Genomic DNA, 25358 nt, shown 5'->3' with positions numbered 1-25358 from the left:
AACGGGGCGTTTTTTGTAAGGCCGAATCAAGCGTAGCTTTCGGTCTCGCTGCTGGCTTCAACCAGTTCCAGGGCAACGTTGTTCTGCGTGTTGATCTTGCGATACAGCGCAGCGTCGGTTTCCAGGACCTTTTCCCGGGCCGGGAAAATTTCGGCCAGTTTGGTGGCCCATTCGCCCTTGGCTTTGCCCGGGAAGCATTTTTCGATCAGCTCAAGCATGATCGAAACGGTCACCGAGGCACCTGGCGAAGCGCCGAGCAGTGCCGCCAGGGAACCGTCCTTGGCCGCGACCAGTTCGGTACCGAATTGCAGGATGCCGCCTTTCTTCGGGTCTTTCTTGATGATCTGCACCCGTTGACCGGCCACTTCCAGGCGCCAGTCTTCAGCTTTCGCCTCAGGGTAGAAGCGACGCAGGGACTCCAGGCGCTGCTCCATCGACTGCATCACTTCGCTGACCAGGTACTTGGTCAGGTCCATGTTGTTTTTTGCCACGGACAGCATCGGCCCGATGTTGCCGGCGCGAACCGACATCGGCAGGTCCATGAAGGAACCGTGCTTGAGGAACTTGGTGGTGAAGCCGGCGTACGGTCCGAACAGCAGGGATTTCTTGCCTTCAACGACGCGGGTGTCCAAGTGCGGCACGGACATTGGTGGCGAACCCACGGCAGCCTGGCTGTAGACCTTGGCCTGGTGGTGCTTGACCACTTCCGGGTTGTCGCAACGCAGCCATTGGCCGCTGATCGGGAAGCCGCCGAAGCCTTTGCTCTCTTCGATGCCCGAGGCCTGCAGCAGCGGCAATGCCGCACCGCCCGCGCCGAGGAAAACGAACTTGGCGTCGACTTCACGGGTGTTGCCGCTGTTGACGTCCTTGATGCTGACAGTCCAGCCGCCGTTGCTGCGCTTGAGGCCGGTCACGCGCTTGCAGTACTTGACCTGGGCATCGGGTGCGCTGGTCAGGTGCTTGAGCAACTGGTTGGTCAGGGCGCCGAAGTTGACGTCGGTGCCATTGATCACGCGGGTCGCGGCGAGGGTTTCGCCAGGATCGCGACCAGGCATCATCAGCGGCATCCACTCGGCCATTTTGGCCTTGTCTTCGGTGTACTCCATGTCGGCGAATGCGTGGTGCTTGCTCAGCACCTTGAAGCGTTCCTTGAGGAAGGACACGCCGCTGTCGCCCTGCACGAAACTCAGGTGTGGCACCGGGCTGATAAACGATTTGCACGAGCCGAACGTGCCTTTTTTGGTCAGATACGACCAGAATTGCTTCGACACCTCGAACTGGGTGTTGATGTGCACGGCTTTCTTGATGTCGACGGCGCCATCGGCGGCCTGCGGCGTGTAGTTGAGCTCACACAGCCCGGCGTGACCGGTACCGGCGTTGTTCCACGGGTTGGAACTCTCCGCGGCACCGGAATCCATCAGCTCGACGACTTCCAGCTTGATCGCGGGGTCGAGCTCTTTGAGCAGTACTGCAAGGGTGGCACTCATGATGCCGGCCCCAACCAGTACTACGTCGACTGCTTCGTTATGCGCCATTTAACGCGTCTCCAAAATCTGCAGCACCAAATTGTCGGCATGGCTGCCAGGAGTGACGGGGCGTGTCAGTGTTGCCCCAGGTACCCATGGCAGGATCGCCATGTCCGAATCTTCGCAATTTATCGCAACTTCGACGGACGCTACCTGCCAGGCCTAATGAGCCATATGAACTCATTTCAGCGCGCGGGAGGCAATTCGACTTATGGTCGATACATCCGTTTGTGCAACCAAATCCGTAGCGGACAGGCTTCAGGCTCCGGTGTTCGAGAAATACTCGGTCCTGTGTCGTTGGGCTGTTGTAGACGCTAATGGTGCATGTTCAGACGCAAAACTATTCATTTGCTCGCCACACTCTTGTGAAGTTGTGAAAACCCGTTTTTTTCACGCTCTTTTGAAGACGTGAACCTCAAAAAGGGCTGTCCCAGCCTGGCACCGTGCCCGGATGGATTGCCGCCATGGGATACAGGGCAGGCAAAACGGGCAAACAGCTCAGTGACCGAGCGTAATGACAGCTCTGCAGATTCGCGAAAAGTGGAGGTTTTGCTCAACAAAACAGCAAGCGCGCCAGCTTCACTCGATCTGTGTGGGCGGCTCTCTGTGGGCGGTGCGGGGGTGTCAATACAAGCGCATTGACGATGCTGCGAGGCCCGATCAGGAGACGTCCTTATAATCGGGGGGAGATTGTATCTAAGAAACGCAGGGAAATGGTCGTGTTTAATGACTTTTATTAGGTGTTTGGTCAGGTCGTCATCATTTGCTGTGCACGCGAGCGTGGCCGGTGCTGCTGCGAAACGACGCGGGCACCGGCAGGCAGCGGCTGATTCAGCCAGTTCAAGCGGATCTCTTCGATTTCAACCCAGCCATCGCCCATGGGCTGGAGGCTGCACTGTTTGAAGGCCTGGCAACGGCCGTTGCGGTCGAGCAGGGCGAAGCAGCGATGCAGTGGGCGTGGCGCGAACAGAGAGATCAGATGGCGCATGGCGATATACCGTTTGGGTGTCTGCCGAGAAGATTGCCTGCAGGCCATTACGTGCAAGTGTATGGGGGGTGACATCTGCATGACAGGAACCGCGTTGCCAGGGGCTTGTCAGAGATTTCATCAAACACTGTGAGGTGCTGGTTACCCGCAGTGGCGCACCGCTATACTGCCGGCCTGTTTGTGCCTGATTCTGGAGAGAAGAGCATGTTGCAACGCCTGTTGTTCGGTTTGATCACTGTGACCAGTTTGACCCTGGTTGGCTGCGCCCACAGCCCGCAACAACTGAGCCCGGAACCCAAGTTGACGGCTCAACTGGCGCCCGTCGGCCACGGTCAGCCTGTTGTGGTGCGTGTGGTGGACGGACGTCCGTCGCCAACCCTCGGCACCCGTGGTGGTCTGTACCCGGAGACCAGCGCGATTACCGTCCAAGGCGCGCAGATCCTGCCGAAACTGCAGGCTCAGGCCGAAGCTGCCGTGCGCCTGTTGGGTTTCACTCCGACCGCCAATGCGGCGAACGCACCGCAAATCACCGTGACCCTGGCCGAGCTGAAGTATCAGTCGCCTAAAGAAGGCATGTACGTGACCGAAGCGACCATCGGCGCGACCTTCCGCTCGGATGTGCAGAACGCCAACCGTCGCTACAGCGGTCGTTATGGTGCTTCCCTGGACCAGCGCTTCGGTATGGCGCCGAACCAGGAAACCAACACCAAGCTGGTCAGCGATGTGCTCAGTGATGCGTTGACCCGCCTGTTCAAGGACCCGACTGTGGGGCAGGTTCTCGGCGAGTAATGCGAGCCCACTGCAGGAGCGAGCCTGCTCGCGATGGTCGTTAACGATTACGCGGGGAATCTGATACCCCGCGGCGTCCTCAAGTCCATCGCGAGCAAGCTCGCTCCTACAGAGGGCAAGGGAATCACGCGGCTTGCGAGTAAAAATCCAGCACGCTCACGCCCGTCAGTAAATCCGCCTCCGGCAAATCCGCATGCTGGTGGCCGCCGAGTGCGCAATACACCAGCCAGTGGCGGTCCTGAACGTTGAAGGCGAGGCTGCCGACGAGGGCTTGTTGTTCTTCGCTGGGGGTGATGAGGTAAAGACGATCCTGGTTTTCGGCGTGGAGCATGACGTGATCCGTGTCGGTTTCGAGGCGCGCATGTTCGCCGATACAGATGACGAAGCCGTGACTCAGGACAACCATTGATCAAAAGCTTCGTTACTTGTCGGAAACAGAGGGCAGGCGCGCAGGCTTTCGGTAGAATCCGCGCCGCGGTCGCCGGTCCGGCACCTGCCACCTGTGTTACTTGAGGTTTGTGATGTCGCTGCACTTGATGACGCTGTTTACCGCCCATCCCGCCAAATTGATCAATCTGCTGGCCTTGTTCTTTGCCTTCCCCGGCGGCTGGTTGCTGCACGCCACCCGTCGTCGCGAACTGCGCGCGATGGCCAGTTTGCAGGCGCAGCGCCAGAGCAGCCCCAACGTTGAGCCCACGCTGGACTGGGCGACCTTGCGCAAGAACCGGTTTTTCTACATCTTCGGCTTTGCCTGCATGGGGATGGCACTGCTGGTGTCGTGGATCAGTACGCAGGTCTGAGGCTGAAGTAAACCCTGTGGCGAGGGGGCTTGCCCCCGTTCGGCGGCGAAGCCGTCGTCACCTCGACAGGGACGCTGTGTCAGAGGGAAAACCTTCTTGGGTTTTAGGGCCGCTTCGCAGCCCAACGGGGGCAAGCCCCCTCGCCACAAAAAGCGCCGTCAGGCCGATACCGCTTACAGCGGCAACCCTGCCTTCACCCGGTACTGATTGCGCACCGGTGTCGCATATTGCAGCACCAGGAATGGACGATGCTCTTCAGGGCAGGCGTCCAGGCGGCGTTGCCATTCTTCCTGGGCCTTGGCCAGTTCCTCGGCCGGGAACACTTCGGCGGCTTTCGGCACCTGCAACTGCGGATCGGTGTCCTTCCACTGCGCGTAAGCCAGGTAGTGCACGGGGAACAAGCGGTATCCGCTGAGGATTTGCCGGTCCATCTCGACCGCCAATTGCTTGGTGTCTTCGAACAGTTCGGTGATCGGCGCGGCAAAGTTCACATGCACCCGGCCCTTGTAGCCGGTGATGCCCTTGGCGATGCTCACGTCATCCTCGCCCGGCACCTTGGTGTAGCTGCCGGTGGTGGCGCGGATGTAAAGCTCGCGGGCCTTGGCCTGATCGCACGGGTCGTACTCGTAGCTGATCGACACCGGGGTCAGGTTCAGCGACTGAATGACTTCGCCGAACGGCTCGTCCTTGCGGCTCATGTGGAACATCTTGAGGATTGCCGATTCGGTACGGTCGTCACCGTCCTTGGCTCGTCCTTCGGCCTGGGCGATCCAGATCGAGGCGCAATCGTTGCGGATCGAATGATTGATGTACGCCGACAACAGCTGATAAGCCGCCATTTTTTCCCGACGTCCGCTGATCGAGCGGTGCACGATGAAGCTCTTGTTCAGGCGCATCAGGTCGCTGACGAAAGGCTTTTGCAGCAGGTTATCGCCAATGGCGATGCGTGGCGTCGGCAGGCCTGCGTGGTACACGGCATAGTTGACGAAGGCCGGGTCCATCACGATGTCGCGGTGGTTGGCGATGAACAGATAGGCGCTGCCGGACTTGAATTGCTCCACCCCGGTATAGGTGACACCGTCGGTGGCACGTTCAATGGTGTGGTCGACGTAAACCTCGACTTTGTCCTGCAGCGTGGCCACTGAGGTAATGCCGGCAAACTCACGGCGCAGCCGATGGGCTATAAGAGGTTTGAGTGCCCAGCCTAAAGCGCCGGCGAAACGCGGGAAGCGGAAGTGGGTGAGGATATCTAGAAACGCCTTGTCGCCGAGCAGTCGGTCCAGCACCGCTGGGACTTCGCTGTCGTCGTAAGGTCGGATGGCATCGAATTCGCCCATCATGCTCTCTTGTTAGAAACGGCTAGGGTAAGTAAAGGTTTTGATCGAAAACCGGCGGGGTACGGTCTGAAAAAGTAGCCAGACAAAAATAGCCCTGCAAATAGACCGGCGATTATACGCACAAGTCACTTGGGAGACCGCGATGCTGGAAACTGCGCTGTATGAATGTCCGTATTGTGGTGAGGAAGTCGAGACGACGCTGGATTTGTCCGGTGGCGATCAGACCTATATTGAAGACTGCCAGGTGTGCTGTCGGCCGATAACCTTCGTGTTGCAGGTTCATGAAGAGGAATGGCATCTCGAAGTGTTCAGCGAAAACGAGTGAGGAGCGTGTATGCAGCGCATCTACGACCTGGAAAACCTGATGGAAGGCGAGTTGCTGCAAGGCATGCTCGCCAGCGAGGGCATCGAGGCGCATCTGGTGGGACGCGATCTGGTGGGAGCCACCGGTGAGTTACCGATTTTCGGTTTGCTGGGTTTGGCAGTGGATAACGACCAGGCCGAATACGCCCGCGAGTTGATCACCGCGTACAATGCCGCGCTGCCGCTGTCCGGCGATGAACCGGACAGCTTCCCCGGCACGCTGGTCTGTTAGGCTGGCGTTCGTTTGATCAAGAGTCGTGCTGCCCCATGTGTGGACGTTATGCCCTGTTTCGCTGGAACCCCGCCTTCGCGGCGCTGCCCGGTTTTCCCGCCGACCAGCAGGCGCAGTGGAACATTTCCCCCAATGATTCGGTGTTGATGCTACGGGCCGAGCCAGACGGCCAGCGCACGCTGGCCCGTGCCCGCTGGGGCCTGACGCCACCCTGGCTGACCGATCTGTCCCGCACCCCGGCCCACGCCCGCGCCGAAACCGTTGCCGAACAGCCAATGTTTCGCCAGGCCTTGCGTGAGCGCCGCTGCCTGTTGCCGGCCAATGGTTTCTACGAATGGCGCGGCACGACGCGCAAGCGCCCGTATTGGCTGACACCAGGGGAGGGCTCGTCATTATTTTTTGCGGCGATCTGGGAGGCGTATCCGGTGCAGGAGCAGGTGTGGCTGAGTACCGCCGTGATTACCCAGCCGGCGGCGAGCCAGCGGCGGCCGTTGATTCTTGATGAGGCGGGGCAGGCCGCGTGGTTGGATCCCGAGACGCCGCTGCATGCTTTGCAAGCATTGCTGGCCAGTGAACCTGCGGCATTGCGCGAACGGGTGCTGGCCAATATGGTGAATGATCCGAAGCTCAATGGGCCGGAGTGCCTTACTCCGGGTTGAGTTATTGGGTGGCTGAACCGGCCCTATCGCGAGCAAGCTCGCTCCCACATTGGATCTGTGGCGTCACAAATTCCCTGTGGGAGCGAGCTTGCTCGCGATGGGGGCTTCGGATCAGACCCGGAACTGATTGATCAACCGCCGCTGCTGCTCAGCCAGTTTGGTCAAGTCCGCACTGGCCGCACTCGACTCATCCGCCCCACCAGCCACTTCATTGGCCACCTGGCCGATGTTGATCACGTTGCGGTTGATGTCGTCCGCCACCGCACTTTGCTCCTCGGCCGCGCTGGCAATCTGGGTGTTCATGTCGTTGATCACCGACACTGCCTGAGTAATGGTTTCCAGTGCTTCGGCGGCCTTCGAAGCGTGCAGTACGCTTTCGTCCGTGCGGTTCTGGCTGTCCTCCATGACTCGCACCACATCCCGCGTGCCCTGCTGCAGTTGCTGGATCATGGTCTGGATTTCTTCGGTGGCCTTTTGCGTCTTCTGCGCCAGGTTACGCACCTCGTCGGCCACCACGGCAAAACCTCGGCCCTGCTCACCGGCACGGGCGGCTTCGATGGCTGCGTTAAGGGCCAGCAGGTTGGTCTGCTCGGCGATCCCGCGAATGGCGGTGAGGATGGCGTTGATGTTTTCGCTGTCCTTGGCCAAGGTTTGCACCACGCCGACGGCCCGGCCGATCTCCACGGCGAGAGCACCAATGGAGTTCGAGGTGTCGCGCACGATCTGCATGCCCTGGCTGGCGGCCTGATCGGCATGGCTGGCAGCCTGTGCGGCCTGGGTCGCATTGCGCGCGACGTCCTGGGCGGTGGCGGTCATTTCCTGTACGGCGGTGGCCACTTGATCAATCTCGGCCATTTGCTTGTGCACACCGGTGTTGGTGCGGATGGCGATGTCGGCGGTGTGTTCCGACGAATCGCTGACGCTCTGCACCGAAGTCACCACTTGGGTGATCATCGCCTGCAACTTGGCCAGGAAAGTGTTGAAGCCTTTGGCGATCGAGCCCAGTTCATCGGCGCGATCGCTGGTCAGGCGTCGGGTCAGGTCGCCTTCGCCCTGGGCGATATCGTCGAGCATGGCCACCATCTGCTTGAGCGGGCGGGCGATGCCGTGGCCCACCAGCCAGATCACCAGCAAGCCGATACCGGCAATCACCAGGCCAACCATCGCCATGCCGAAGGTGTCGGATTTGCGCTGCGCGTCCAGGTCGGCCTGGAGCTTTTGCAGGTCGGCCATGACCGCATTCAGCGGCAACTGCAGCATCAGGGTCCAGCGGGCGTCGGTCTGGCCGATGCCGAACGGCAGGTACAACTCGATCCGGCCCTGGGCCTTGTCGACGGTATAGGTGACTTCGCCGCGCTTGAGATTGGCCATGTTGGCGATCTGTTTGCTGTCGAGGATGTCGCTGACCTTCTCGCCGAATTTGCTCGGATCCTTGGTGTAGGCAACGATCCGGCCATTGCCGCCGATCAGGGCCATTTCCCCGGCGCCGCTGTAAAGCTTCTGGTTGGCGCCCAGGAGCATTTCCTGGATGAAGTTCACCGACAGGTCGGCGCCGACGATGCCCTGGAAGGCACCGTTGAGCATGATTGGCTCAATAAAGGAGGCGAGCATGACGATTTTGTCGCCCACCTTATAAGGCGCCGGGTCGATCACGCAGGATTTTTTGGTTTCTTTCGAGCACAGGTAGTACTCGCTGGCGCGCACGCCGGTGGACAGGGTTTTCTGGTCGTCGACGTCCACCAGTTTGTCCAGACCCAGGGTGCCGTCGTCGTTGCGGAACCACCAGGGCAGGAAGCGCCCGTTGCTGGCGTCGATGCCGACCACCTGGGTGCCGACGTAGGCCGCATCGTTGTGATCCAATGCGTCTTTTTCCCAGCCGATGTAGGTGCCGAGGATTTTCGGGTTCTTGACCACGTTTTCCTTGATCAGGCCGATCAGTTGCTCGCGGCTAAGGCTCAGTGAAGGCTGGCCATCGGTACCCGGTGTGCCGATCAGGGCGTTGACCCGCACCAGTCCGCCGGCAATCAGCAGCGGTGCTTCGAGTTCGCGCTGGATCTGGCTGACCTGGGTTTGCGCCAGTGACGTCAGGCGTTGTTCGATGACTTGCTCGAATTGGGCCTGGGTCCGCTCCTGGACCATGTCTTGCGTCCGGGCGCCGGAGAGCAGTGCGTACACAACCAGCGCTGCCACGACACTAAGGACAATGGCGCCGGCAAGGGCCGCCACGGAAAACTGGATCGACTTGAATTTCATGGGGGCTCCGCACGCGAAAGGACGTCTGCCCAGGTGTATCGGCAGGGTGACGGGCGGGCATGAGCGCGGGCAGTTGAAAGGACCGTTTTGGCGTGCCGGATGTCGTAATTGAATCAATGAGCGGCGTGATGGGCTGCGGGTTGTCGCCGTATGTGAATTTTTTTCTACGGCGATGAGAGCTTTGTCCGAATTGTGCGTCTTACGTCCATTGTATCTGGCGTCGATACATTTCCACGCCTAGGATACGCGGCATGTTTTCAGGGGGTTTTTTGATGAACAAGATTTTGGTTGTCAGTGCACTGAGCGCAGCGTTGCTGCTCGCCGGCTGCCAGTCGGTCAATACCACCAAAGGCGGCGCTGTAGGCATTGAGCGCAAGCAGTACATGTTCAGCATGTTGTCCTCGCAACAGGTCGACCAGATGTACGCCCAGTCCTATCAGAAAACAGTGGGCGAAGCGTCCAGCAAGGGTGTGCTGGACAAGACCAGCAATGAAGCCCAGCGGGTTCAGGCGATTGCCGACCGGCTGATTGCCCAGGCGCCGAACTTCCGTCCGGACGCGGCCCAGTGGAAGTGGGAAGTCAACCTGATCAAGAGCGATGAGCTCAACGCCAACTGCGGCCCTGGCGGCAAGATCATTTTCTACACCGGGTTGATCGACAAACTGCAACTGACCGACGATGAAATCGCCGCGATCATGGGCCATGAAATCGCCCACGCCCTGCGTGAGCACGGTCGTGAAGCGATGTCCAAGGCTTACGGCATCGAAATGGCGAAGCAGGGCGCGGGTACCTTGCTCGGGTTGGGGCAGGACAGCCTGGCCTTGGCCGATACCGTGGCCAACTACGGCATGACCTTGCCCAACAGCCGTGCCAATGAAAACGAGGCGGACCTGATCGGCCTGGAACTGGCCGCCCGCGCCGGTTACAACCCGAATGCCGCGATCACCCTGTGGAACAAGATGAGCAAGGTCTCGGAAGGTTCGCCACCGGAGTTCATGAGCACTCACCCGGCGTCGTCGAGTCGTATTGCGGCGTTGCAGGCGGCGATTCCGAAGGTCATGCCTTTGTATGAGCAGGCCAAGAAGTCTTGACTATCAGATGCTGAAAATGTGGCGAGGGGGCTCGCCCCCGTTGGGCTGCGAAGCGGCCCCATTACCTGCAGCCGCAATTCAACAGTTACACCGCGGTTGCAGGATTTACGACTGCTGCGCAGCCGAACGGGGGCAAGCCCCCTCGCCACAGATTGATCTCAGTACCCGGGTCAAACCCACCCGCTGCTCTGCATCGCCTTGTACACCGCGACAATCGCCAGGATGAAGAACGCCGACGCCGCCAGTCGACGGATCAGGGTCAACGGCAATTTGTCCGCGGCAAAGTTACCGGCCAATACCACGGGCACGTTGGCAATCAGCATGCCGAGGGTGGTGCCGATGATCACCAGCCACAATTCTGGATATTGCGCAGCCAGCATCACGGTCGCGATCTGCGTCTTGTCGCCGATTTCCGCCAGGAAGAACGCGATCAGCGTGGTCAGGAACGGCCCGAACTTGCGGGCGGTGCTGGCTTCGTCGTCATCCATCTTGTCCGGGACCAGGGTCCACAGCGCCGTGGCGGCGAAGCTCGCGGCGAGGATCCAGTGCAACATCGTATCGGAGAAGAAACTGCCGACCCAGGCGCCCACTGCACCGGCGGCCGCATGGTTGGCCAGGGTCGCGGCGACGATACCGGCGATGATCGGCCAGGGCTTGCGGAAACGGGCAGCGAGAATGAGCGCGAGCAGTTGCGTCTTGTCGCCGATTTCGGCCAAGGCAACGATTGCGGTAGGTACGAGTAGTGAATCCAGCATCAGGGGTTTTCCTAAGGGGCGGGTCGACACGGCTATGACACGTACAGCCTCCCCGCCCCGGGTAAGGTGTTCGTGTCATAGGTCTTGTCAAACCCTGCGATCCATCTGATGTGGATGCTTGGGTCGCATGCGCCATGGTCTGAGGACCAAGTATGTTGACGCATGCCGGACGAGCGTGGCGCTCGTGGGAGACTACTCCCCTAGGACGGAGCGGATTCTGCCTTTGCAAAGCCCATTCGGCAAGCCTTCTTTTTCAAAGAAGTTCTATCCGCGCTTGGCTCTGTAGATCCGGAAGCCCTGTCCTTCGGCCTTGATCGCGCATACACCAAGATGCTCTTCGATCAACGGTTGATACTTCAGGAAGCTATTCGCTACCAGGCGAAGTTCGCCACCGTTTTTCAGATGTTTGGCCGCTTTTCGCAGCAAGTTCTCCGTTGCGAAATAGTCGGTGTGCACGCCGACATGGAACGGCGGATTGCTCAGAATCGCACTCAAACCCATCGGGGCGGCATCGATGCCGTCACCGGTAATCACCTCGGCTTCCAGACCATTGGCCGCCAGGGTCAGGCGACTGCTGGCAGCGGCAAAGGCATCCACATCCAGCAACGTGACCTGGTTGTGCGGGTAACGACGTTTCACTGCCGCGCCCAAGACCCCTGCGCCGCAACCGAAATCGAGCAAGTGACCGCTGGGCAGTTTGTCCAGATGTTCCAGCAGCAGCGCGCTGCCGCGATCTAGGCGACCATGGCTGAACACCCCCGGCAGGCTGATGACCTTCAACGGGCCTTCGGCCAGCGGCAGTTCATAGGTCTGCGCCAGGCTTTCCAGCGGTTTGGCTTCAGGCGCGTTGGCCACGGTGACCAGCCAGAGCTGGCAGTGGCGCGCGCTGTCGAGTTTGCGTGGCTTGCCGAACGGGTTGAGTTGTTTGGCGGCACCTTCGATGCCGCTTTTTTTCTCGCCGACCAGGTACAGCTCGCGGCCAGCCAGCCGCGAGGCGAGGGCGTTGAGAATGTAGTCGGTCAGGTCCTTGGCCTTGGGCAGGAACACCACCGCTGTATCGAACTCGCGCTCGGGAGCATTCACACCAAAATGGCTGCGCTCGGCGAAGCGGGCGTCCAGCGCGGCCTGATCGCCGGCGTGCCAGCACCAGCCATGAGCTTCGGGCAGACGGCCCAGCAAGTCGTCGGCGGGCAAGCCGGCCAACAACACCGAACCCTGGAATAACTCGGCCTGACGAAGCAGTACTTCACTGCGCGGATCCATAACTGCTCCTGTGAAAAAAAGTGCCGCAGTTTATCAACTGACGACCCTCTGCGCCTTACCGCTGAAGTATCCCAGTGCGTTTTCGGTCACCTGGCTAACGATTCGCTGGCGCGCTTCGCGGCTGCCCCAGGCGTTGTGCGGGGTGACGATCAGGCGCGGGATGTCATGGGCCAGCAGCGGATTGCCGTTGACGGGAGGCTCGACGCTCAGCACGTCAGTGGCGGCGCCGCCCAGATGCCCGTTGCGCAAGGCGTTGGCCAGCGCCTGTTCGTCGATCAGGCCTCCGCGGGCGGTGTTGACCACGAACGCGCCGGGTTTCATCGCGGCCAGTTCGCGGGCGCCGATGAAGTGGCGGGTGTGTTCGTTGAGCGGGCAGTGCAGGGTCAGGGCATCGACTTGCGGTAGCAGTTCATCCAGTGGCAGGCGGTCCGGCCGTGCAGGGCGCCCTGGAATTTGCCCCAGCACAACGCGCATACCGAAGGCTTCAGCCAGCCGTGCGACCGCGCCGCCCAATTCGCCATGGCCCAAAAGACCAAGGGTTTTGCCTTCGAGTTCGACAATCGGGTAATCCAGCAAACAGAATTGTTTGGCTTGCTGCCAGCGGCCTTCGCCGACGGCTTTTTGATAATCGGCCAGGCGCGTGGCCAGGTTGAGCAGCAGCATGATCGTGTGCTGCGCCACCGACGGTGTGCCGTAGCCCTGGCAGTTGCACACGGTAATCCCGTGGGCGCGGGCGGCGGCGAGGTCGACATTGTTGGTGCCGGTGGCGGTGATCAGGATCAGCTTGAGATCAGGGCTGGCGGCCATGGCGGCGGCATCGATCAGGATCTTGTTGCTGATGGCGACGGTCGCACCCTTGAGGTGTTCGATGACTTGATCGGGCAAGGTCTGGGCGAACAGTTGCAAATCGCTGAAGCAGCTGCGCAAGGGGTCTAGGTCAAGGTCGCCGAGGTCCAGGGACGGGTGGTCGAGGAATACGGCGCGGCGAGTGTTCGTCATCAACTGTACCTTTTGTGCAATGAACTGAAGGCGTAATCTGCCGAGCCTACCAGATGAAATAAATAGTTACGCTTGGCCTGAAGGAGCCCCCAATGTACTGGACAGAGTTCTTGACCGTTGCCCTGATTCACCTGCTGGCCGTGGCCAGCCCTGGCCCGGACTTTGCCGTGGTGGTGCGCGAGAGTGTTACCCACGGTCGTCGCGCGGGCACCTGGACTGCGCTGGGCGTGGGCACGGCGATTTTCCTGCACGTGGGTTACTCGCTGTTGGGTATCGGCCTGATCGTGTCCCAGTCGATCGTGCTGTTCAATGCCTTGAAATGGGCCGCCGCCGCTTACCTGCTGTACATCGGTTACAAGGCGCTGCGCGCGCAACCGGCCAAGTCTGTGGCTGACGACCTGCACAAGGAAGCCGGCGAGCGCACCGCCCGTGGTGCCTTCACTTCGGGTTTCGTCACCAACGGTCTCAATCCGAAAGCCACGCTGTTCTTCCTCTCGCTGTTCACTGTGGTGATCAACCCGCACACGCCGCTGGCCGTGCAGGCCGGGTACGGGGTTTACCTGGCGGTGGCGACAGCGACCTGGTTCTGCCTGGTGGCGATGTTGTTCAGCCAGCAGCGCGTACGCGCCGGTTTCGCCCGCATGGGGCACTGGTTCGACCGGACCATGGGCGCGGTGCTGATCGCGATTGGCGTGAAGCTCGCTTTTACCGAGATGCACTGATCAGATATCTATCCCTGTAGGAGCTCGCTCGCGATGCGCGTCAACGATAACGCTTGATATCTGGCCCCCCGCGGTAATCCCGGGTTCATCGCGAGCAATCGAGCGTCGACCGGCTGCTCCTACAGATGATCAAACCTCGCAAATGATGGCGCAACGCTATCATTCATGGGGTTCTGCAAATCATTCCTTTGGCTGATTTGGCTGACGTTCAAGGGCACTACAGTGCGTACTTTCAGTCACGACCGTGCAGTCAGATTAAAGGGATTATTATGTTGAAGACTCGCGTTATCCCCCCGGCCGAAGGCGCTTACCAGTACCCGCTGTTGATCAAACGGCTGCTGATGTCCGGTGCCCGTTATGAGAAAACCCGCGAGATCATCTACCGCGACAAGTTGCGCTATAGCTACCCGACCCTGATCGAACGGGTAGCTCGCCTGGCCAACGTGCTGACAGCGGCCGGAGTCAAGCCCGGGGATGCCGTGGGTGTGATGGACTGGGACAGCCATCGTTACCTGGAATGCATGTTCGCCATCCCGATGATCGGTGCGGTGATCCACACCATCAACGTGCGCCTGTCGCCGGAACAGATCCTTTACACCATGAACCACGCCGAGGACCGCTTTGTGCTGGTCAACAGCGAGTTCGTCGGTCTCTACAAGGCCATCGAGGGGCAGCTGACCACGGTCGGCAAAACCCTGCTGTTGACTGACCTGCCGGAAAAAACTGCGGACCTGCCGAATCTCGTCGGCGAATACGAACAACTGCTGGCCGCAGCGAGCCCGCAATACGACTTCGAGGACTTCGACGAAAACTCGGTCGCGACCACGTTCTATACCACCGGCACCACCGGCAACCCCAAAGGCGTGTACTTCACCCATCGGCAACTGGTGCTGCACACCATGGGCGTGTCGACCATCATGGGTGCGATCGATAGCGTGCGCCTGCTGGGCACCAACGACGTGTACATGCCGATCACCCCGATGTTCCACGTGCACGCCTGGGGCTTGCCGTATGTGGCGACCATGCTCGGGCTCAAGCAGGTGTATCCCGGCCGCTATGACCCGGAGTACCTGGTGGAGTTGTGGCGCAAGGAAAAGGTCACGTTCTCTCATTGCGTACCGACCATTTTGCAGATGGTCCTCAATGCCAAGGCCGCGCAGACCGTCGACTTCGGCGGCTGGAAAATCGTCATCGGCGGCAGCGCCCTGAACCGCACGTTGTACGAGGCGGCCAAGGCCAAAGGCATTCAGCTGACTGCCGCCTACGGCATGTCGGAAACCGGGCCACTGGTTTCGTGCGCGCACCTCAACGACGAATTGATGGCGGGTACCGAAGACGAACGCACCACTTACCGGATCAAGGCCGGCGTGCCGGGGCCACTGGTGGAGGCGGCGATCGTCGACACCGAGGGCAACTTCCTGCCCGCCGATGGCGAGACCCAGGGCGAACTGGTGTTACGCGCGCCGTGGCTGACCGAGGGGTATTTCAATGAGCCGCAGAAGGGCGCCGAGCTCTGGGCCGGAGGCTGGCTGCACACCGGTGACGTGGCGACCCTGGACAGCATGGGCGTGATCGACATTCGTGACCGGATCAAGGACGTGATCAAGACCGGTGGCGAGTGGATCTCCTCCCTGGACCTGGAAGACCTGATCAGTCGTCATGCGGCGGTACGTGAAGTAGCAGTGGTGGGGATCCCCGATCCGCAGTGGGGCGAGCGGCCGTTTGCCCTGCTGGTGCTCCGTGAGGGGCATGCAATCGGGGCGCGGGAACTCAAGGAACACCTCAAGCCGTTTGTGGAGCTGGGGCACTTGAGCAAGTGGGCGATTCCGAGTCAGATCGCCCTTGTTACTGAAATTCCCAAGACCAGTGTCGGCAAGCTCGACAAGAAGCGCATTCGTGTCGACATCAGCGAATGGCAAGCCACCAACAGCACCTTCCTCTCGACGCTTTAAGCGTCACCTGGCGTGCTCGAAAGGGCACGCCAGCCCCCACCAAGCAAGCGCTTGGCTTGTCAAAACGAAATTTTCAGCCATCCTTGCCGTGCCGACGGGTGTCGGACTGGCGAAAGGACTGTTCCAGAGTGGCTGGCAGCTGCAAATCACACTTTAGAGGGATCAAGCGCTACTACCTGCTGGCTATAGTCCACTCAAGGATTTTTAAGAACGGGGCAACCGCACGAACCGGGGCGATGCAACTTTGGAATGACTTTGGGATGCCATGGCTCCCGGTTATCCACAGCGTTTTTAGAAGTGCTCTTGCCATAAAAATAAAATGCACATGGAGTAGCGTCGATGACATCAGCAAACCAGTTCTGGCGCCGGGCGAAACTGCCCCTGGCTGTCAGTCTTGCCTCTACGCTCGCCGGGCCAGCATTCGGCGTCAGTTTCAACGTCGGTGAAATCGAAGGTCAGTTCGACTCATCCCTGTCGATCGGTGCCAGTTGGTCTACCGAAAGTGCCAACAAGAACCTCATCGGTGTCAACAACGGCGGCAAGGGTCTGTCCCAGACTTCTGATGACGGTCACCTGAACTTCAAGAGCGGGGAAACTTTCTCGAAGATCTTCAAGGGCATCCATGACCTTGAACTGAAATACGGCGATACCGGTGTTTTCGTCCGTGGCAAATACTGGTACGACTTTGAACTGAAGGACGAAAGCCGTCCGTTCAAGGACATCAGCGACGACAACCGCAAGGAAGGCGCCAAGTCTGCCGGCGGCCAGATCCTCGACGCCTTCGTCTACCACAACTACTCCATTGCCGATCAGCCAGGCTCCGTGCGTCTGGGCAAGCAGGTCGTGAGTTGGGGTGAAAGTACCTTCATCGGTGGTGGCATCAACTCGATCAACCCGATCGACGTGTCCGCGTTCCGCCGTCCGGGTGCCGAGATCAAGGAAGGCCTGATCCCGGTCAACATGTTCTATGTGTCCCAGAGCCTGACCGAAAACCTCTCGGCCGAAGCGTTCTACCAAATTGAATGGGACCAGACCGTTGTCGACAACTGCGGCACGTTCTTCTCCCAGCCAGACATCGTTGCCGACGGCTGCGACGACAACCTGCGCGTACTGGCCAAGCGCTCGCAAATTCCGGCCATTGCCCTGGGGCCTTTGGCCGCCAACGGCGTCGACGTCAACAATGAGGGTGTTCTGGTGCGTCGTGGCCCCGATCGCGATGCCCGCGACAGCGGCCAGTGGGGCGCGTCCCTCAAGTACATGTTCGATCCGCTGGACACCGAGTTCGGCGCCTACTTCATGAATTACCACAGCCGTGCGCCGATCTTCAGCGCTACCGGTGCGCCGCAGTCGGTCTACAACACTGCAGCGGCCCTCCAGGGCGGCCCGTTCGCCGCACTGGCGCCATTGCTGGTGGCGGGTAATTCGCAGTACTTCATCGAATACCCGGAAGACATCCGCCTCTACGGCCTGAGCTTCTCCACCACCCTGCCTACCGGTACGGCGTGGAGCGGTGAGATCAGCTACCGTCCGAACGCTCCGGTGCAGCTCAACTCCACCGACATCCTGTTCTCCGGTGTCCGTCCTATAGGCAATAACAACCCGAACAACCCGTTGACCAATGCATCGCTGCTTACCGGCGTGCCGGGTCAGGACCTGCACGGGTATCGTCGCAAGGAAGTCACCCAGTTCCAGACCACCCTGACGCACTTCTTCGATCAGGTCATGGGCGCCAGCCGTCTGACCCTGGTGGGCGAAGTGGGCGTGACCCACGTTGGCGGCCTGGAAAGCACTTCCGACGTTCGTTATGGCCGCGATCCGGTCTACGGTCCGGGTGAATTGCCAGCCTCTGGCGCGCTCAATACCTGCGTGACACTCAACAACAGCACCATCAGCGGTGCCGGCCCGGGTACGCCGACCAACAACCGCAGCCGCAACTGCACCGACGAAGGCTTCACCACCGCGACTTCATGGGGCTACCGCGGTCGTGCCATCTGGGAATACAACGACGTGTTTGCCGGTGTGAACCTCAAGCCAAACGTAGCCTGGTCTCATGACGTGGAAGGCTACTCCCCTGGGCCTGGCGGCAACTTCGAGGAAGGCCGCAAGGCGGTGAGCCTGGGTGTCGACGCCGAGTACCAGAACACCTACACCGCGAGCCTGGCCTACACCAACTTCTTCGACGGCAAGTACACCACCGTGGATGACCGCGACTTCGTTGCGCTCAGCCTCGGCGTGAACTTCTAAGCACTGAATTTTCAGGACGAACGAACATATGAAAATAACAAAGAGTCTGTTCCACGCCGGTGTTCTGGGGCTTTCGCTGCTGGCGACCAGCGTCATCGCAGCGGTTCCCCAGGCCGAAGCCGACAAACTGGGCAAGAGCCTGACCCCGATGGGCGCTGAAATGGCGGGTAACGCCGACGGTTCGATTCCGACCTGGAAACCGTTGCCGAAGAACGCCGGAGCGGTCGACAGCAAGGGCTTCCTGTCCGATCCGTACCCGGGTGAAAAACCGCTGTTCACCATCACGGCGCAGAACGTCGACCAGTACAAGGAAAAGCTTGCCCCGGGCCAGTACGCGATGTTCAAGCGCTACCCGGAAACCTTCAAGATGCCGGTCTATCCGTCCCACCGCGGTGCCACCGTGCCGGATGAGGTGTTCGCCTCCATCAAGAAGAACGCCACCAACACCAAGCTGGTGTCCGGCGGCAACGGCCTGGAGAACTTTGAAACCGCCATTCCGTTCCCGATTCCGAAAAGCGGCGTTGAAGTCATCTGGAACCACATCACCCGCTATCGCGGGGGCAGCGTGACCCGTCTGGTAACCCAGGCCACACCACAGCCGAACGGCTCGTTCAGCCTGGTGTACTTCCAGGACCAGTTCGTGTTCCGCGACAAGATGAAGGACTACGATCCGGCGAACCCGGGCAACATCCTGTTCTACTTCAAGCAGAAAGTGACCGCGCCGGCACGTCTGGCCGGTGGTGTACTGCTGGTTCACGAAACCCTCGACCAGGTCAAGGAGCCGCGCTCGGCATGGGTCTACAACGCCGGCCAGCGTCGTGTGCGCCGTGCGCCGCAAGTGTCCTATGACGGCCCGGGTACTGCAGCCGATGGCCTGCGTACCTCCGACAACCTGGACATGTACAACGGTGCACCGGATCGTTACGACTGGAAGCTCGAAGGCAAGAAAGAGATGTACATCGCCTCCGATGCCTACAAGCTCGACGATCCGAAGCTCAAGTACACCGACATCATCAAGGCCGGTCACATCAACCAGGACCTGGCTCGTTACGAGTTGCGTCGTGTGTGGCATGTAGTTGCCACCCTGAAGGAAGGTCAGCGTCACATCTACGCCAAGCGTGACTTCTACATTGACGAAGACACCTGGCAGGCAGCGGTCATCGACCATTACGACGGTCGCGGTCAACTGTGGCGCGTCGCCGAGGCCCATGCCGAGAACTACTACGACAAGCAAGTACCGTGGTATGCCCTTGAAACCCTGTACGACCTGCAATCGGGTCGTTACCTGGCGCTGGGCATGAAGAACGAAGAGAAGTCGGCCTATGACTTCGGCTTCACTGCCACCACCAGCGACTTCACCCCGGCCGCCTTGCGTCAGGATGGTGTTCGCTAAAGTGAACTGAGTAGAGGCCGCACCCTCTGAAAACGCCCCGACTGGTTCGGGGCGTTTTTTTTTGCTTGTAGACTTTTTGTAGCCATTTGTAGCAATTACCTTCATTCCCTATCCGTTTACGGCTAGTCTGCGGACATCTGCAACGCCGCCACCCGCAATTCAAACAAGAGCCGGCTATGACTGATTTGTCTACATCCCCAGGTTCTGCAAACGTTGCTGTCGCGACACTCGACGGGCGCTTCTTCCGCCCGCCGTTGCCCGACGGCCATGTGCTGCGTCCACGTTTGTGCGAGCGCCTGAGTGCCGGGCTCGGTGGCAGGTTATTGCTGGTCAGCGCACCGGCAGGGTTCGGCAAGAGTTCGTTGGCGGTGGAGTTTTGTCAGGGGTTGCCGGCGCACTGGCAAAGTCTCTGGCTGGGGTTGAGCCCGCGAGACAGTGACCCGGGACGTTTTCTCGAACGCCTGCTGGAAGGCCTCCAGGACTACTTCCCGCACCTGGGCAGGCAATCGCTCGGGCTGTTGAAAATGCGCCAGCGCCATCAGCCTTTCGCATTCGAAGAATGGCTGGATGGCCTGCTCGACGAATTGGCCGAGCACTTGTCCACCGCGACGCCATTGCTGCTGGTGCTGGATGATTACCATCTGGCCCAAGGGCCGGTACTGGACCGTTGCCTGCAATTTTTCCTCAATCATCTCCCTGATGGCTTGCTGGTGATGGTCACCAGTCGCCAACGTCCCGACTGGCATCTGGCGCGGCTGCGGCTGTCGCGACAACTGCTTGAATTGCATGAACAGGATCTGCGCCTGACCCACGACGAGGCCTTGAGCCTGCTCGACCGGCACAGCAGTTCCTTGCGCGGTGAAGCACTGGAAAACCTGATCCAGCGCAGCGAAGGTTGGGTCGCGGGGTTGCGTTTCTGGCTGCTGGCCGCCTCGGAGGCGGGTACCGATGGCGCGCTGCCGCAATCGTTGCACGGCGGGGAAGGGCTGATCCGCGATTACCTGCTCGAAGAGGTCATCGATTGCCTGCCCGCCGAGGTCCAGTCGTTCCTCTACGACACGGCGCCCCAGGAGCGTTTTTGCAGCGAACTGTGCGATGCCGTTCGCGACGCCCATGACAGCGGCGAAATCCTGCGCTTCCTGCTCGCCCACCAGGTGTTCCTGGTGCCGCTGGACGAGCACGGCCACTGGTATCGTTACCATCACCTGTTTTCCGATCTGTTGCGCACGCGCCCGACTTCCCAGTCGATGGTGCCGGCCGCCAGCCTGCACCTGCGTGCCTGCCGCTGGTTCAATGCCCAGGGACTGCTCGATGAGGCCGTGGAGCAGGCCTTGCGCGCCGGTCACCTGGACGTCGCGGCGAACCTGGTGCAGAACCTCTCCGAAGAGCAACTGCTGGCCGAGCAGAATGTCGGCATGTTGCTGCGCTGGAAAATGGACTTGCCTGACAGCTTGCTGATCAGCACGCCGCGGCTGATCGTGCTCTATAGCTGGGCGTTGGGGATGGCTTGCCAACTGGATGCCGCCGAAGAGCTGGCCAGCCATTTGAGCCGTTTCCTGCCTGCTCCGTCGGCCACCGCACAGAAGTCGATGCTCGCTCAATGGCTGGCGTTGAGCGGCATCATTGCCCGTGGACGCGGCAACCGCGAACTGACGCTGCGGTACTGCCGCGAAGCGTTGGAAAGTCTTCCGTCCAAGCGTTACGGCCAGCGCCTGATGTGCCTCTCCACCCTGTCCAACCTCGCCATTGCCGACGGCGATTTGTGGCGGGCACGGGGATTGAACCGCGAATCGCTGGAGTTGGCGCAACGGGTCGGCAACCCCTTGTTCGAAGCACTGGCGCACTACGATCGCGCCCGGGTGTTGCAAGCACGCGGGGAAATCTGTCGGGCGCTGGAAGAGGTCCGTCAGGGAATGCAGCGCCTGCAGAGCTTGCCTGCGCAACGGCTATACGCGGTTCGCGCCCGGCTGACCTTGTACGAGGGCTTTTTGCTGGCCCTGCGCATGCAGCCGCAATTGGCGCGGGTGCGATTGCAGGCCGGTTTGAGCGAGGCGCGCGCCTGCCGTGACATCAGCGTGCTGATCGGCCACTGCGTGATTGCCAGGCTGGAAGGCAGCAGTGGCGAGTTCGCCAAGGCCTTTGCCGAGCTTGCCGAAGCCGAACGGCTCATGCACATCTGGGATGTGCCACCGATCTACTACCTGGCCATGATCACCCTGGTCAAATGTGAACTCTGGCTGGCCCAGGGGCGCACCGATCTGGCCGAAGCCTGGCTGGCGCGTCTGGGACAGACCTATAACGGCGAAAACGCGGCGGCACCACCGGAGTTCCACCCGCAATTACCGCTGCATATCGAATTGCAACAAGCCTTGCTCGACGTCATCCAGGGCCAACCGATGCTGGCCGAAGGGCGTTTGAATGCACTGCTCGAACATGGCCAGCAAAGCGGTCGGCAGATGCTCAGCGCCATGGCGCTGACCCAGAAAGTGGCGTTGTTGCTGGGTAGCGGACGGGAACCGGAAGCACGCAAGGCACTGGCCCAGGCGCTGGACGCCGCCGGCGGAGGGGTGCTGCAACCCTTCGAGGGCTTGTTGGCCGAGCACCCGGACTGGCTGCGTGGGCAGCTTCAAAGCTGTCCGCCAACCCCCGTTTCCCTGAGCCTCAGTGAAAAACTGCCGGCATTGGCTGCCCGTCCCGGGCTGGAGTCCTGCGCAGCCGCGGAGCAACTCAGCACCCGGGAAATGGCGGTCCTGCGATTGATCGCCCAGGGCTGTTCGAACCAGGAAATCAGCGATCAGCTGTTTATTTCCCTGCACACGGTCAAGACCCACGCCAGCCATATCAATAGCAAGCTCGGGGTCGAGCGACGAACGCAGGCGGTGGCGCGAGCCAAGGAATTGGGGGTACTGGGTTAAGGATTTTTCACGTTACACATCGCGGCCATTGGCTGGATACTCAATTGTGAGAAAATCACTCATCCCCCGTTTATCGAGCAGGCCCCGCCGATGTCCCAGCAACCCACCCTCATTCGCGAAACCTTCCCCGTCGGCCCGTTGCAGTGCAACTGCACGATCATCGGCGATCCGGTAACGAAAAAGGCCATCGTCGTCGATCCAGGTGGCAATCATGAGCTGATCCTGGCGCGGCTCGACGCCCTGGGGCTGAAAGTGGTCAGCATCATTCACACCCACGCCCACCTCGATCATTTCCTGGCTTCCGGTCAACTCAAGGAGAAAACCGGCGCGACGCTGCATCTGCACAAGGAAGACCAGTTTCTCTGGGACAACCTGGAAATGCAGTGCCAGATGTTCGGCGTTCCTTATACCCCGGTGCCATCCCCGGATCGCTGGCTGGCCGATGATGAAGAACTGGCTTGCGGCTGCGGCGTGGCGCTGCACACGCCAGGTCATACGCCGGGCTCCATGAGCTTCTGGTTTTCCGAGGCCAAGCTGCTGATTGCCGGTGATACGCTGTTTCGTCGCGGTGTCGGACGCACGGATTTGTGGGGCGGCGACCAGGCGACCATCGTGCGCTCGATCAAGCAGCGGCTGTACACCCTCGACGAAGACGCAACCGTGGTGACCGGGCATGGTCCGGACACCCGTCTGGGCGATGAAATGCGCGAAAACCCGTTTGTTCGGGGCTGATTTGTAACATTCGGAATTTTTACCCGTTAACATGATCCAACGCCCGCAAAGGCTGATGCCTTGGTCCGTTGCACCACAGAATGCAAAAAAAGTAGGAGCTTTACATGTTCACCATGCGTCGTTTGATGATTGTCGCTACTGCCGTGGCCGTACTGTCCGGCTGTGCCTCGCCCAACCCTTATGACGGTCAGCCGCAGGGTCAGGCGGATGGCAGCTCCCAAGGCATGAGCAAAACCGCGAAATACGGTGGCCTCGGCGCTCTGGCCGGTGCGCTGGCCGGTGCTGCGATCAACCACGATAACCGTGGCAAGGGCGCACTGATCGGTGCTGCGGTGGTCGGTGCTTCCGCCGCCGGTTACGGTTACTACGCCGATCAGCAAGAGAAAAAGCTGCGCGCCAGCATGGCCAACACCGGTGTTGAAGTGCAACGCCAGGGCGACCAGATCAAGCTGATCATGCCGGGCAACATCACGTTCGCTACCGATTCGGCGAACATTGCCCCAAGCTTCTATCAGCCGCTGAACAACCTGGCGGGCTCGCTCAAAGAGTTCAACCAGAACCAGATCGAGATCGTCGGCTATACCGACAGCACCGGCAGCCGCCAGCACAACATGGACCTGTCCCAGCGTCGCGCCCAGAGCGTGGCAACCTACCTGACCTCGCAAGGTGTCAGCGGTGCCAATCTGAGCGCCCGTGGCGCCGGTCCGGATAGCCCGGTTGCCAGCAACGGCGACGCCAATGGCCGGGCGCAGAACCGCCGTGTAGAGGTCAACCTCAAGGCGATTCCGGGCCAGCAGTATGGTGGTCAGCAGCAAGGTCAGGTTCAGCAGTACCCTTGATCGTCTGATTGAACCCCAGGCGTAGAAAAGCCCGCTCGATCTTCTACGGATCGGGCGGGCTTTTTTTGTCGTCAGTTCCGGCCCCTTCGCGGGCAAGCCCGCTCCTACAGGTCATGTGTTGGATACAGATTTTGCGTACGACATCGACCATTGTGGGAGCGGGCTTGCCCGCGAAGAGGCCAGGCCAGGCAGCAGAAATCTGGAACAGACAGAAACAAAAAAGCCCCCGGACCAGTGAAAGTCCGGGGGCTTTTTGTATGGCGCGAAAGCTGATTACTTCTTCAGGCCATAATGCTCATCGAGCATGCCCGGCGAGTTCGGGGCTTTAGGTGCGTAGTCGCGAGGCGGCTCCTGATCGCGCGGTGGCGTCAGGCGTTCACGGGGTGCCTGCGCCGCGTCGGCGTGCAGGGAAGCCAGCAGGCGTTGGCGAGTCTGTTCGTCCAGGGCCAGGCGGTTGGCGCCCTCGGCGAGATGGTCCTGCACTTCCTGATAGCTCTGAGTCAGTTTCTTGACCAGTGTCGCGGTGCTGTTGAAGTGGGTCACCACCTCGTTCTGATAACTGTCGAAACGTTCCTGAATATCGTCCAGCTGACGCTGCGTGCGGCTGGGCGCAGCGTTCGGTGCAACGCGAGCGATCAGGAACCCAATGGCGACACCCACAACCAGGGCAAGAGTCGGTAACAACCAAACTAAGAGCGAGTGTTCCACGAGTCCTTCCTCTATAAACGGCTTTGCTTTACGTTAACGGCTCGAACCTGCGCTGTATACCGCGATTCACTCGCAATAGACAGCCACAGACAATTTGCTAGACGAGTCGACCTGATCCGAGGTCACGGAGTTCCTTCCTTGCTTATGCGTGAAACCCCTGTAGTGATTGATGGCCCAGTGGGTCAACTGGAAGCACTGTACCTGGACAACGAGCAGGCGCGTGGCCTGGCGCTGATCTGCCATCCGAACCCGGTGCAGGGCGGCACCATGCTCAACAAAGTGGTCTCGACCCTGCAGCGCACCGCGCGTGATGCCGGTTTGATTACTTTGCGTTTCAACTACCGCGGGGTGGGTGCCAGTGAAGGTACACATGATATGGGCACCGGCGAAGTCGATGATGCCCAGGCTGTGGCCGAATGGTTTCGCGCCAGGCACCCGCAATTGCCACTGACCCTGTTCGGTTTCTCCTTCGGTGGATTTGTTGCAGCAAGTCTTGGCGGACGTCTGGAAGCGAAGGGCGAACCGCTCAAACATCTATTCATGGTCGCACCGGCGGTCATGCGCCTGAGCGCTCAGGACTCACTGCCACAGCAGGGCGAACTGACCCTGATCCAGCCGGAAACCGACGAAGTGATCGATCCGCAGTTGGTTTACCAATGGTCCGACACGCTTGAACGTCCCCATGAGCTGCTGAAAGTGGCAGAATGCGGACACTTTTTTCATGGCAAGCTGACCGATCTCAAGGATCTGATCCTGCCGCGTCTCTCGAATTGATTGCAGTCTGACAAGCGATTACCC

Annotated in this window: 23 protein-coding genes, 1 pseudogene and 1 riboswitch; of the genes and pseudogenes, 14 read left to right on the top strand and 10 right to left on the bottom strand. The window is 60.3% G+C overall.

The window, feature by feature from the left end:
• Window positions 1-26 precede the first annotated feature (26 nt).
• Together mqo and AC1RDQ_RS15290 are read right to left on the bottom strand one after the other, a co-directional pair.
• Window positions 27-1535 (bottom strand): malate dehydrogenase (quinone), encoded by a 1509-nt coding sequence (gene mqo, locus AC1RDQ_RS15295; protein ID WP_154860509.1) that lies wholly within the window; start codon window positions 1533-1535, stop codon window positions 27-29.
• 739 nt (window positions 1536-2274) lie between these two features.
• Window positions 2275-2514 (bottom strand): hypothetical protein, encoded by a 240-nt coding sequence (locus AC1RDQ_RS15290; protein WP_057713332.1) that lies wholly within the window; start codon window positions 2512-2514, stop codon window positions 2275-2277.
• 204 nt (window positions 2515-2718) lie between these two features.
• On the opposite strand from AC1RDQ_RS15290, the gene AC1RDQ_RS15285 reads away from it, so the two are divergent.
• On the top strand, window positions 2719-3303 hold the full coding sequence (locus AC1RDQ_RS15285) for a YajG family lipoprotein (RefSeq protein WP_057713333.1): 585 nt from the start codon (window positions 2719-2721) through the stop codon (window positions 3301-3303).
• A 124-nt stretch (window positions 3304-3427) separates the two neighbouring features.
• On the opposite strand, the gene AC1RDQ_RS15280 is transcribed toward AC1RDQ_RS15285, so the two are convergent.
• The gene (locus AC1RDQ_RS15280; RefSeq protein ID WP_033052291.1) at window positions 3428-3634 is read right to left on the bottom strand and encodes a hypothetical protein; all 207 of its coding nucleotides are present in this window, start codon (window positions 3632-3634) and stop codon (window positions 3428-3430) included.
• A gap of 190 nt (window positions 3635-3824) precedes the next feature.
• Here AC1RDQ_RS15280 and AC1RDQ_RS15275 point away from each other — a divergent pair, with 190 nt between their 5' ends.
• The gene (locus AC1RDQ_RS15275) at window positions 3825-4103 is read left to right on the top strand and encodes a hypothetical protein (protein WP_102671699.1); all 279 of its coding nucleotides are present in this window, start codon (window positions 3825-3827) and stop codon (window positions 4101-4103) included.
• 173 nt (window positions 4104-4276) lie between these two features.
• On the opposite strand, the gene AC1RDQ_RS15270 is transcribed toward AC1RDQ_RS15275, so the two are convergent.
• Window positions 4277-5443 carry a 1-acyl-sn-glycerol-3-phosphate acyltransferase gene (locus tag AC1RDQ_RS15270; protein WP_057713335.1) on the bottom strand — a complete coding sequence of 389 codons (1167 nt, stop codon included), beginning with the start codon at window positions 5441-5443 and terminating at the stop codon, window positions 4277-4279.
• A 139-nt stretch (window positions 5444-5582) separates the two neighbouring features.
• Here AC1RDQ_RS15270 and AC1RDQ_RS15265 point away from each other — a divergent pair, with 139 nt between their 5' ends.
• From AC1RDQ_RS15265 to AC1RDQ_RS15255, 3 genes are read left to right on the top strand one after another with little or no spacing between them, the layout of a single operon-like run.
• The gene (locus AC1RDQ_RS15265) at window positions 5583-5765 is read left to right on the top strand and encodes a CPXCG motif-containing cysteine-rich protein (RefSeq protein WP_102671697.1); all 183 of its coding nucleotides are present in this window, start codon (window positions 5583-5585) and stop codon (window positions 5763-5765) included.
• Window positions 5766-5774: 9 nt separating this feature from the next.
• Entirely contained in the window at window positions 5775-6035 is a 261-nt protein-coding gene (locus AC1RDQ_RS15260) for a putative signal transducing protein (protein ID WP_489339207.1), read from the top strand.
• A 35-nt stretch (window positions 6036-6070) separates the two neighbouring features.
• Window positions 6071-6694 (top strand): SOS response-associated peptidase, encoded by a 624-nt coding sequence (locus AC1RDQ_RS15255; RefSeq protein ID WP_046041890.1) that lies wholly within the window; start codon window positions 6071-6073, stop codon window positions 6692-6694.
• A 111-nt stretch (window positions 6695-6805) separates the two neighbouring features.
• Here the strand turns inward: AC1RDQ_RS15255 and AC1RDQ_RS15250 are convergent, their stop codons facing one another.
• Together AC1RDQ_RS15250 and AC1RDQ_RS15245 are read right to left on the bottom strand one after the other, a co-directional pair.
• Entirely contained in the window at window positions 6806-7549 is a 744-nt protein-coding gene (locus AC1RDQ_RS15250; protein ID WP_371918691.1) for a methyl-accepting chemotaxis protein, read from the bottom strand.
• A 111-nt stretch (window positions 7550-7660) separates the two neighbouring features.
• Window positions 7661-7858, bottom strand: a pseudogene (locus tag AC1RDQ_RS15245) (HAMP domain-containing protein); the annotation flags it as partial.
• Between the two features lie 1361 nt (window positions 7859-9219).
• On the opposite strand from AC1RDQ_RS15245, the gene AC1RDQ_RS15240 reads away from it, so the two are divergent.
• The gene (locus tag AC1RDQ_RS15240; RefSeq protein ID WP_492587633.1) at window positions 9220-10038 is read left to right on the top strand and encodes a M48 family metallopeptidase; all 819 of its coding nucleotides are present in this window, start codon (window positions 9220-9222) and stop codon (window positions 10036-10038) included.
• A gap of 170 nt (window positions 10039-10208) precedes the next feature.
• Here AC1RDQ_RS15240 and AC1RDQ_RS15235 read toward each other — a convergent pair whose 3' ends face one another.
• From AC1RDQ_RS15235 to AC1RDQ_RS15225, 3 genes are all read right to left on the bottom strand, one after another.
• Window positions 10209-10793: a TMEM165/GDT1 family protein gene (locus AC1RDQ_RS15235; protein WP_008016665.1), complete on the bottom strand. Its 585-nt coding sequence runs from the start codon at window positions 10791-10793 to the stop codon at window positions 10209-10211.
• A gap of 89 nt (window positions 10794-10882) precedes the next feature.
• A riboswitch (yybP-ykoY riboswitch) is annotated at window positions 10883-11007 on the bottom strand.
• Window positions 11008-11057: 50 nt separating this feature from the next.
• Window positions 11058-12056, bottom strand: a complete 999-nt coding sequence (locus AC1RDQ_RS15230; RefSeq protein WP_008045980.1) for a methyltransferase — start codon at window positions 12054-12056, stop codon at window positions 11058-11060.
• Window positions 12057-12089: 33 nt separating this feature from the next.
• Window positions 12090-13055: a 2-hydroxyacid dehydrogenase gene (locus tag AC1RDQ_RS15225; protein WP_492587631.1), complete on the bottom strand. Its 966-nt coding sequence runs from the start codon at window positions 13053-13055 to the stop codon at window positions 12090-12092.
• A gap of 92 nt (window positions 13056-13147) precedes the next feature.
• On the opposite strand from AC1RDQ_RS15225, the gene AC1RDQ_RS15220 reads away from it, so the two are divergent.
• From AC1RDQ_RS15220 to AC1RDQ_RS15190, 7 genes are all read left to right on the top strand, one after another.
• Window positions 13148-13777: a LysE family translocator gene (locus AC1RDQ_RS15220; protein WP_057713341.1), complete on the top strand. Its 630-nt coding sequence runs from the start codon at window positions 13148-13150 to the stop codon at window positions 13775-13777.
• A gap of 269 nt (window positions 13778-14046) precedes the next feature.
• Window positions 14047-15729 carry a fatty acid--CoA ligase gene (locus AC1RDQ_RS15215; RefSeq protein WP_340312915.1) on the top strand — a complete coding sequence of 561 codons (1683 nt, stop codon included), beginning with the start codon at window positions 14047-14049 and terminating at the stop codon, window positions 15727-15729.
• A gap of 339 nt (window positions 15730-16068) precedes the next feature.
• Window positions 16069-17973 (top strand): DUF1302 domain-containing protein, encoded by a 1905-nt coding sequence (locus tag AC1RDQ_RS15210; RefSeq protein ID WP_102670976.1) that lies wholly within the window; start codon window positions 16069-16071, stop codon window positions 17971-17973.
• Window positions 17974-18001: 28 nt separating this feature from the next.
• Window positions 18002-19366, top strand: a complete 1365-nt coding sequence (locus AC1RDQ_RS15205; RefSeq protein WP_057713344.1) for a DUF1329 domain-containing protein — start codon at window positions 18002-18004, stop codon at window positions 19364-19366.
• A 176-nt stretch (window positions 19367-19542) separates the two neighbouring features.
• Window positions 19543-22281, top strand: coding sequence for a winged helix-turn-helix domain-containing protein (locus tag AC1RDQ_RS15200; RefSeq protein WP_090457630.1), 2739 nt, complete (start codon window positions 19543-19545; stop codon window positions 22279-22281).
• 90 nt (window positions 22282-22371) lie between these two features.
• Entirely contained in the window at window positions 22372-23013 is a 642-nt protein-coding gene (locus AC1RDQ_RS15195; protein WP_057713346.1) for an MBL fold metallo-hydrolase, read from the top strand.
• Between the two features lie 104 nt (window positions 23014-23117).
• Entirely contained in the window at window positions 23118-23852 is a 735-nt protein-coding gene (locus AC1RDQ_RS15190) for a YiaD family glycine zipper/OmpA-like lipoprotein (RefSeq protein ID WP_057713347.1), read from the top strand.
• 273 nt (window positions 23853-24125) lie between these two features.
• On the opposite strand, the gene AC1RDQ_RS15185 is transcribed toward AC1RDQ_RS15190, so the two are convergent.
• Entirely contained in the window at window positions 24126-24560 is a 435-nt protein-coding gene (locus tag AC1RDQ_RS15185; RefSeq protein WP_008045970.1) for a Z-ring associated ZapG family protein, read from the bottom strand.
• 144 nt (window positions 24561-24704) lie between these two features.
• On the opposite strand from AC1RDQ_RS15185, the gene AC1RDQ_RS15180 reads away from it, so the two are divergent.
• Window positions 24705-25334: an alpha/beta hydrolase gene (locus tag AC1RDQ_RS15180; protein ID WP_057713348.1), complete on the top strand. Its 630-nt coding sequence runs from the start codon at window positions 24705-24707 to the stop codon at window positions 25332-25334.
• The last annotated feature ends 24 nt before the right edge of the window (window positions 25335-25358 follow it).

The sequence above is a fragment of the Pseudomonas sp. GW823-FHT02E01 genome, from assembly GCF_058797535.1.
The sequence above is the reverse complement of the archived record's forward strand: the minus strand, read 5'-3'. Positions and strand labels throughout refer to the sequence as shown.

Excerpts from the sequence above, each read along its gene's own strand:
- mqo (WP_154860509.1), bottom strand. The coding sequence starts at position 1,535 with ATGGCGCATAACGAAGCAGTCGACGTAGTACTGGTTGGGGCCGGCATC.
- AC1RDQ_RS15290 (WP_057713332.1), bottom strand. The coding sequence starts at position 2,514 with ATGCGCCATCTGATCTCTCTGTTCGCGCCACGCCCACTGCATCGCTGC.
- AC1RDQ_RS15285 (WP_057713333.1), top strand. The coding sequence starts at position 2,719 with ATGTTGCAACGCCTGTTGTTCGGTTTGATCACTGTGACCAGTTTGACC.
- AC1RDQ_RS15280 (WP_033052291.1), bottom strand. The coding sequence starts at position 3,634 with ATGCTCCACGCCGAAAACCAGGATCGTCTTTACCTCATCACCCCCAGC.
- AC1RDQ_RS15275 (WP_102671699.1), top strand. The coding sequence starts at position 3,825 with ATGTCGCTGCACTTGATGACGCTGTTTACCGCCCATCCCGCCAAATTG.
- AC1RDQ_RS15270 (WP_057713335.1), bottom strand. The coding sequence starts at position 5,443 with ATGATGGGCGAATTCGATGCCATCCGACCTTACGACGACAGCGAAGTC.
- AC1RDQ_RS15265 (WP_102671697.1), top strand. The coding sequence starts at position 5,583 with ATGCTGGAAACTGCGCTGTATGAATGTCCGTATTGTGGTGAGGAAGTC.
- AC1RDQ_RS15260 (WP_489339207.1), top strand. The coding sequence starts at position 5,775 with ATGCAGCGCATCTACGACCTGGAAAACCTGATGGAAGGCGAGTTGCTG.
- AC1RDQ_RS15255 (WP_046041890.1), top strand. The coding sequence starts at position 6,071 with ATGTGTGGACGTTATGCCCTGTTTCGCTGGAACCCCGCCTTCGCGGCG.
- AC1RDQ_RS15250 (WP_371918691.1), bottom strand. The coding sequence starts at position 7,549 with ATGGCCGAGATTGATCAAGTGGCCACCGCCGTACAGGAAATGACCGCC.
- AC1RDQ_RS15240 (WP_492587633.1), top strand. The coding sequence starts at position 9,220 with ATGAACAAGATTTTGGTTGTCAGTGCACTGAGCGCAGCGTTGCTGCTC.
- AC1RDQ_RS15235 (WP_008016665.1), bottom strand. The coding sequence starts at position 10,793 with ATGCTGGATTCACTACTCGTACCTACCGCAATCGTTGCCTTGGCCGAA.
- AC1RDQ_RS15230 (WP_008045980.1), bottom strand. The coding sequence starts at position 12,056 with ATGGATCCGCGCAGTGAAGTACTGCTTCGTCAGGCCGAGTTATTCCAG.
- AC1RDQ_RS15225 (WP_492587631.1), bottom strand. The coding sequence starts at position 13,055 with ATGACGAACACTCGCCGCGCCGTATTCCTCGACCACCCGTCCCTGGAC.
- AC1RDQ_RS15220 (WP_057713341.1), top strand. The coding sequence starts at position 13,148 with ATGTACTGGACAGAGTTCTTGACCGTTGCCCTGATTCACCTGCTGGCC.
- AC1RDQ_RS15215 (WP_340312915.1), top strand. The coding sequence starts at position 14,047 with ATGTTGAAGACTCGCGTTATCCCCCCGGCCGAAGGCGCTTACCAGTAC.
- AC1RDQ_RS15210 (WP_102670976.1), top strand. The coding sequence starts at position 16,069 with ATGACATCAGCAAACCAGTTCTGGCGCCGGGCGAAACTGCCCCTGGCT.
- AC1RDQ_RS15205 (WP_057713344.1), top strand. The coding sequence starts at position 18,002 with ATGAAAATAACAAAGAGTCTGTTCCACGCCGGTGTTCTGGGGCTTTCG.
- AC1RDQ_RS15200 (WP_090457630.1), top strand. The coding sequence starts at position 19,543 with ATGACTGATTTGTCTACATCCCCAGGTTCTGCAAACGTTGCTGTCGCG.
- AC1RDQ_RS15195 (WP_057713346.1), top strand. The coding sequence starts at position 22,372 with ATGTCCCAGCAACCCACCCTCATTCGCGAAACCTTCCCCGTCGGCCCG.
- AC1RDQ_RS15190 (WP_057713347.1), top strand. The coding sequence starts at position 23,118 with ATGTTCACCATGCGTCGTTTGATGATTGTCGCTACTGCCGTGGCCGTA.
- AC1RDQ_RS15180 (WP_057713348.1), top strand. The coding sequence starts at position 24,705 with ATGCGTGAAACCCCTGTAGTGATTGATGGCCCAGTGGGTCAACTGGAA.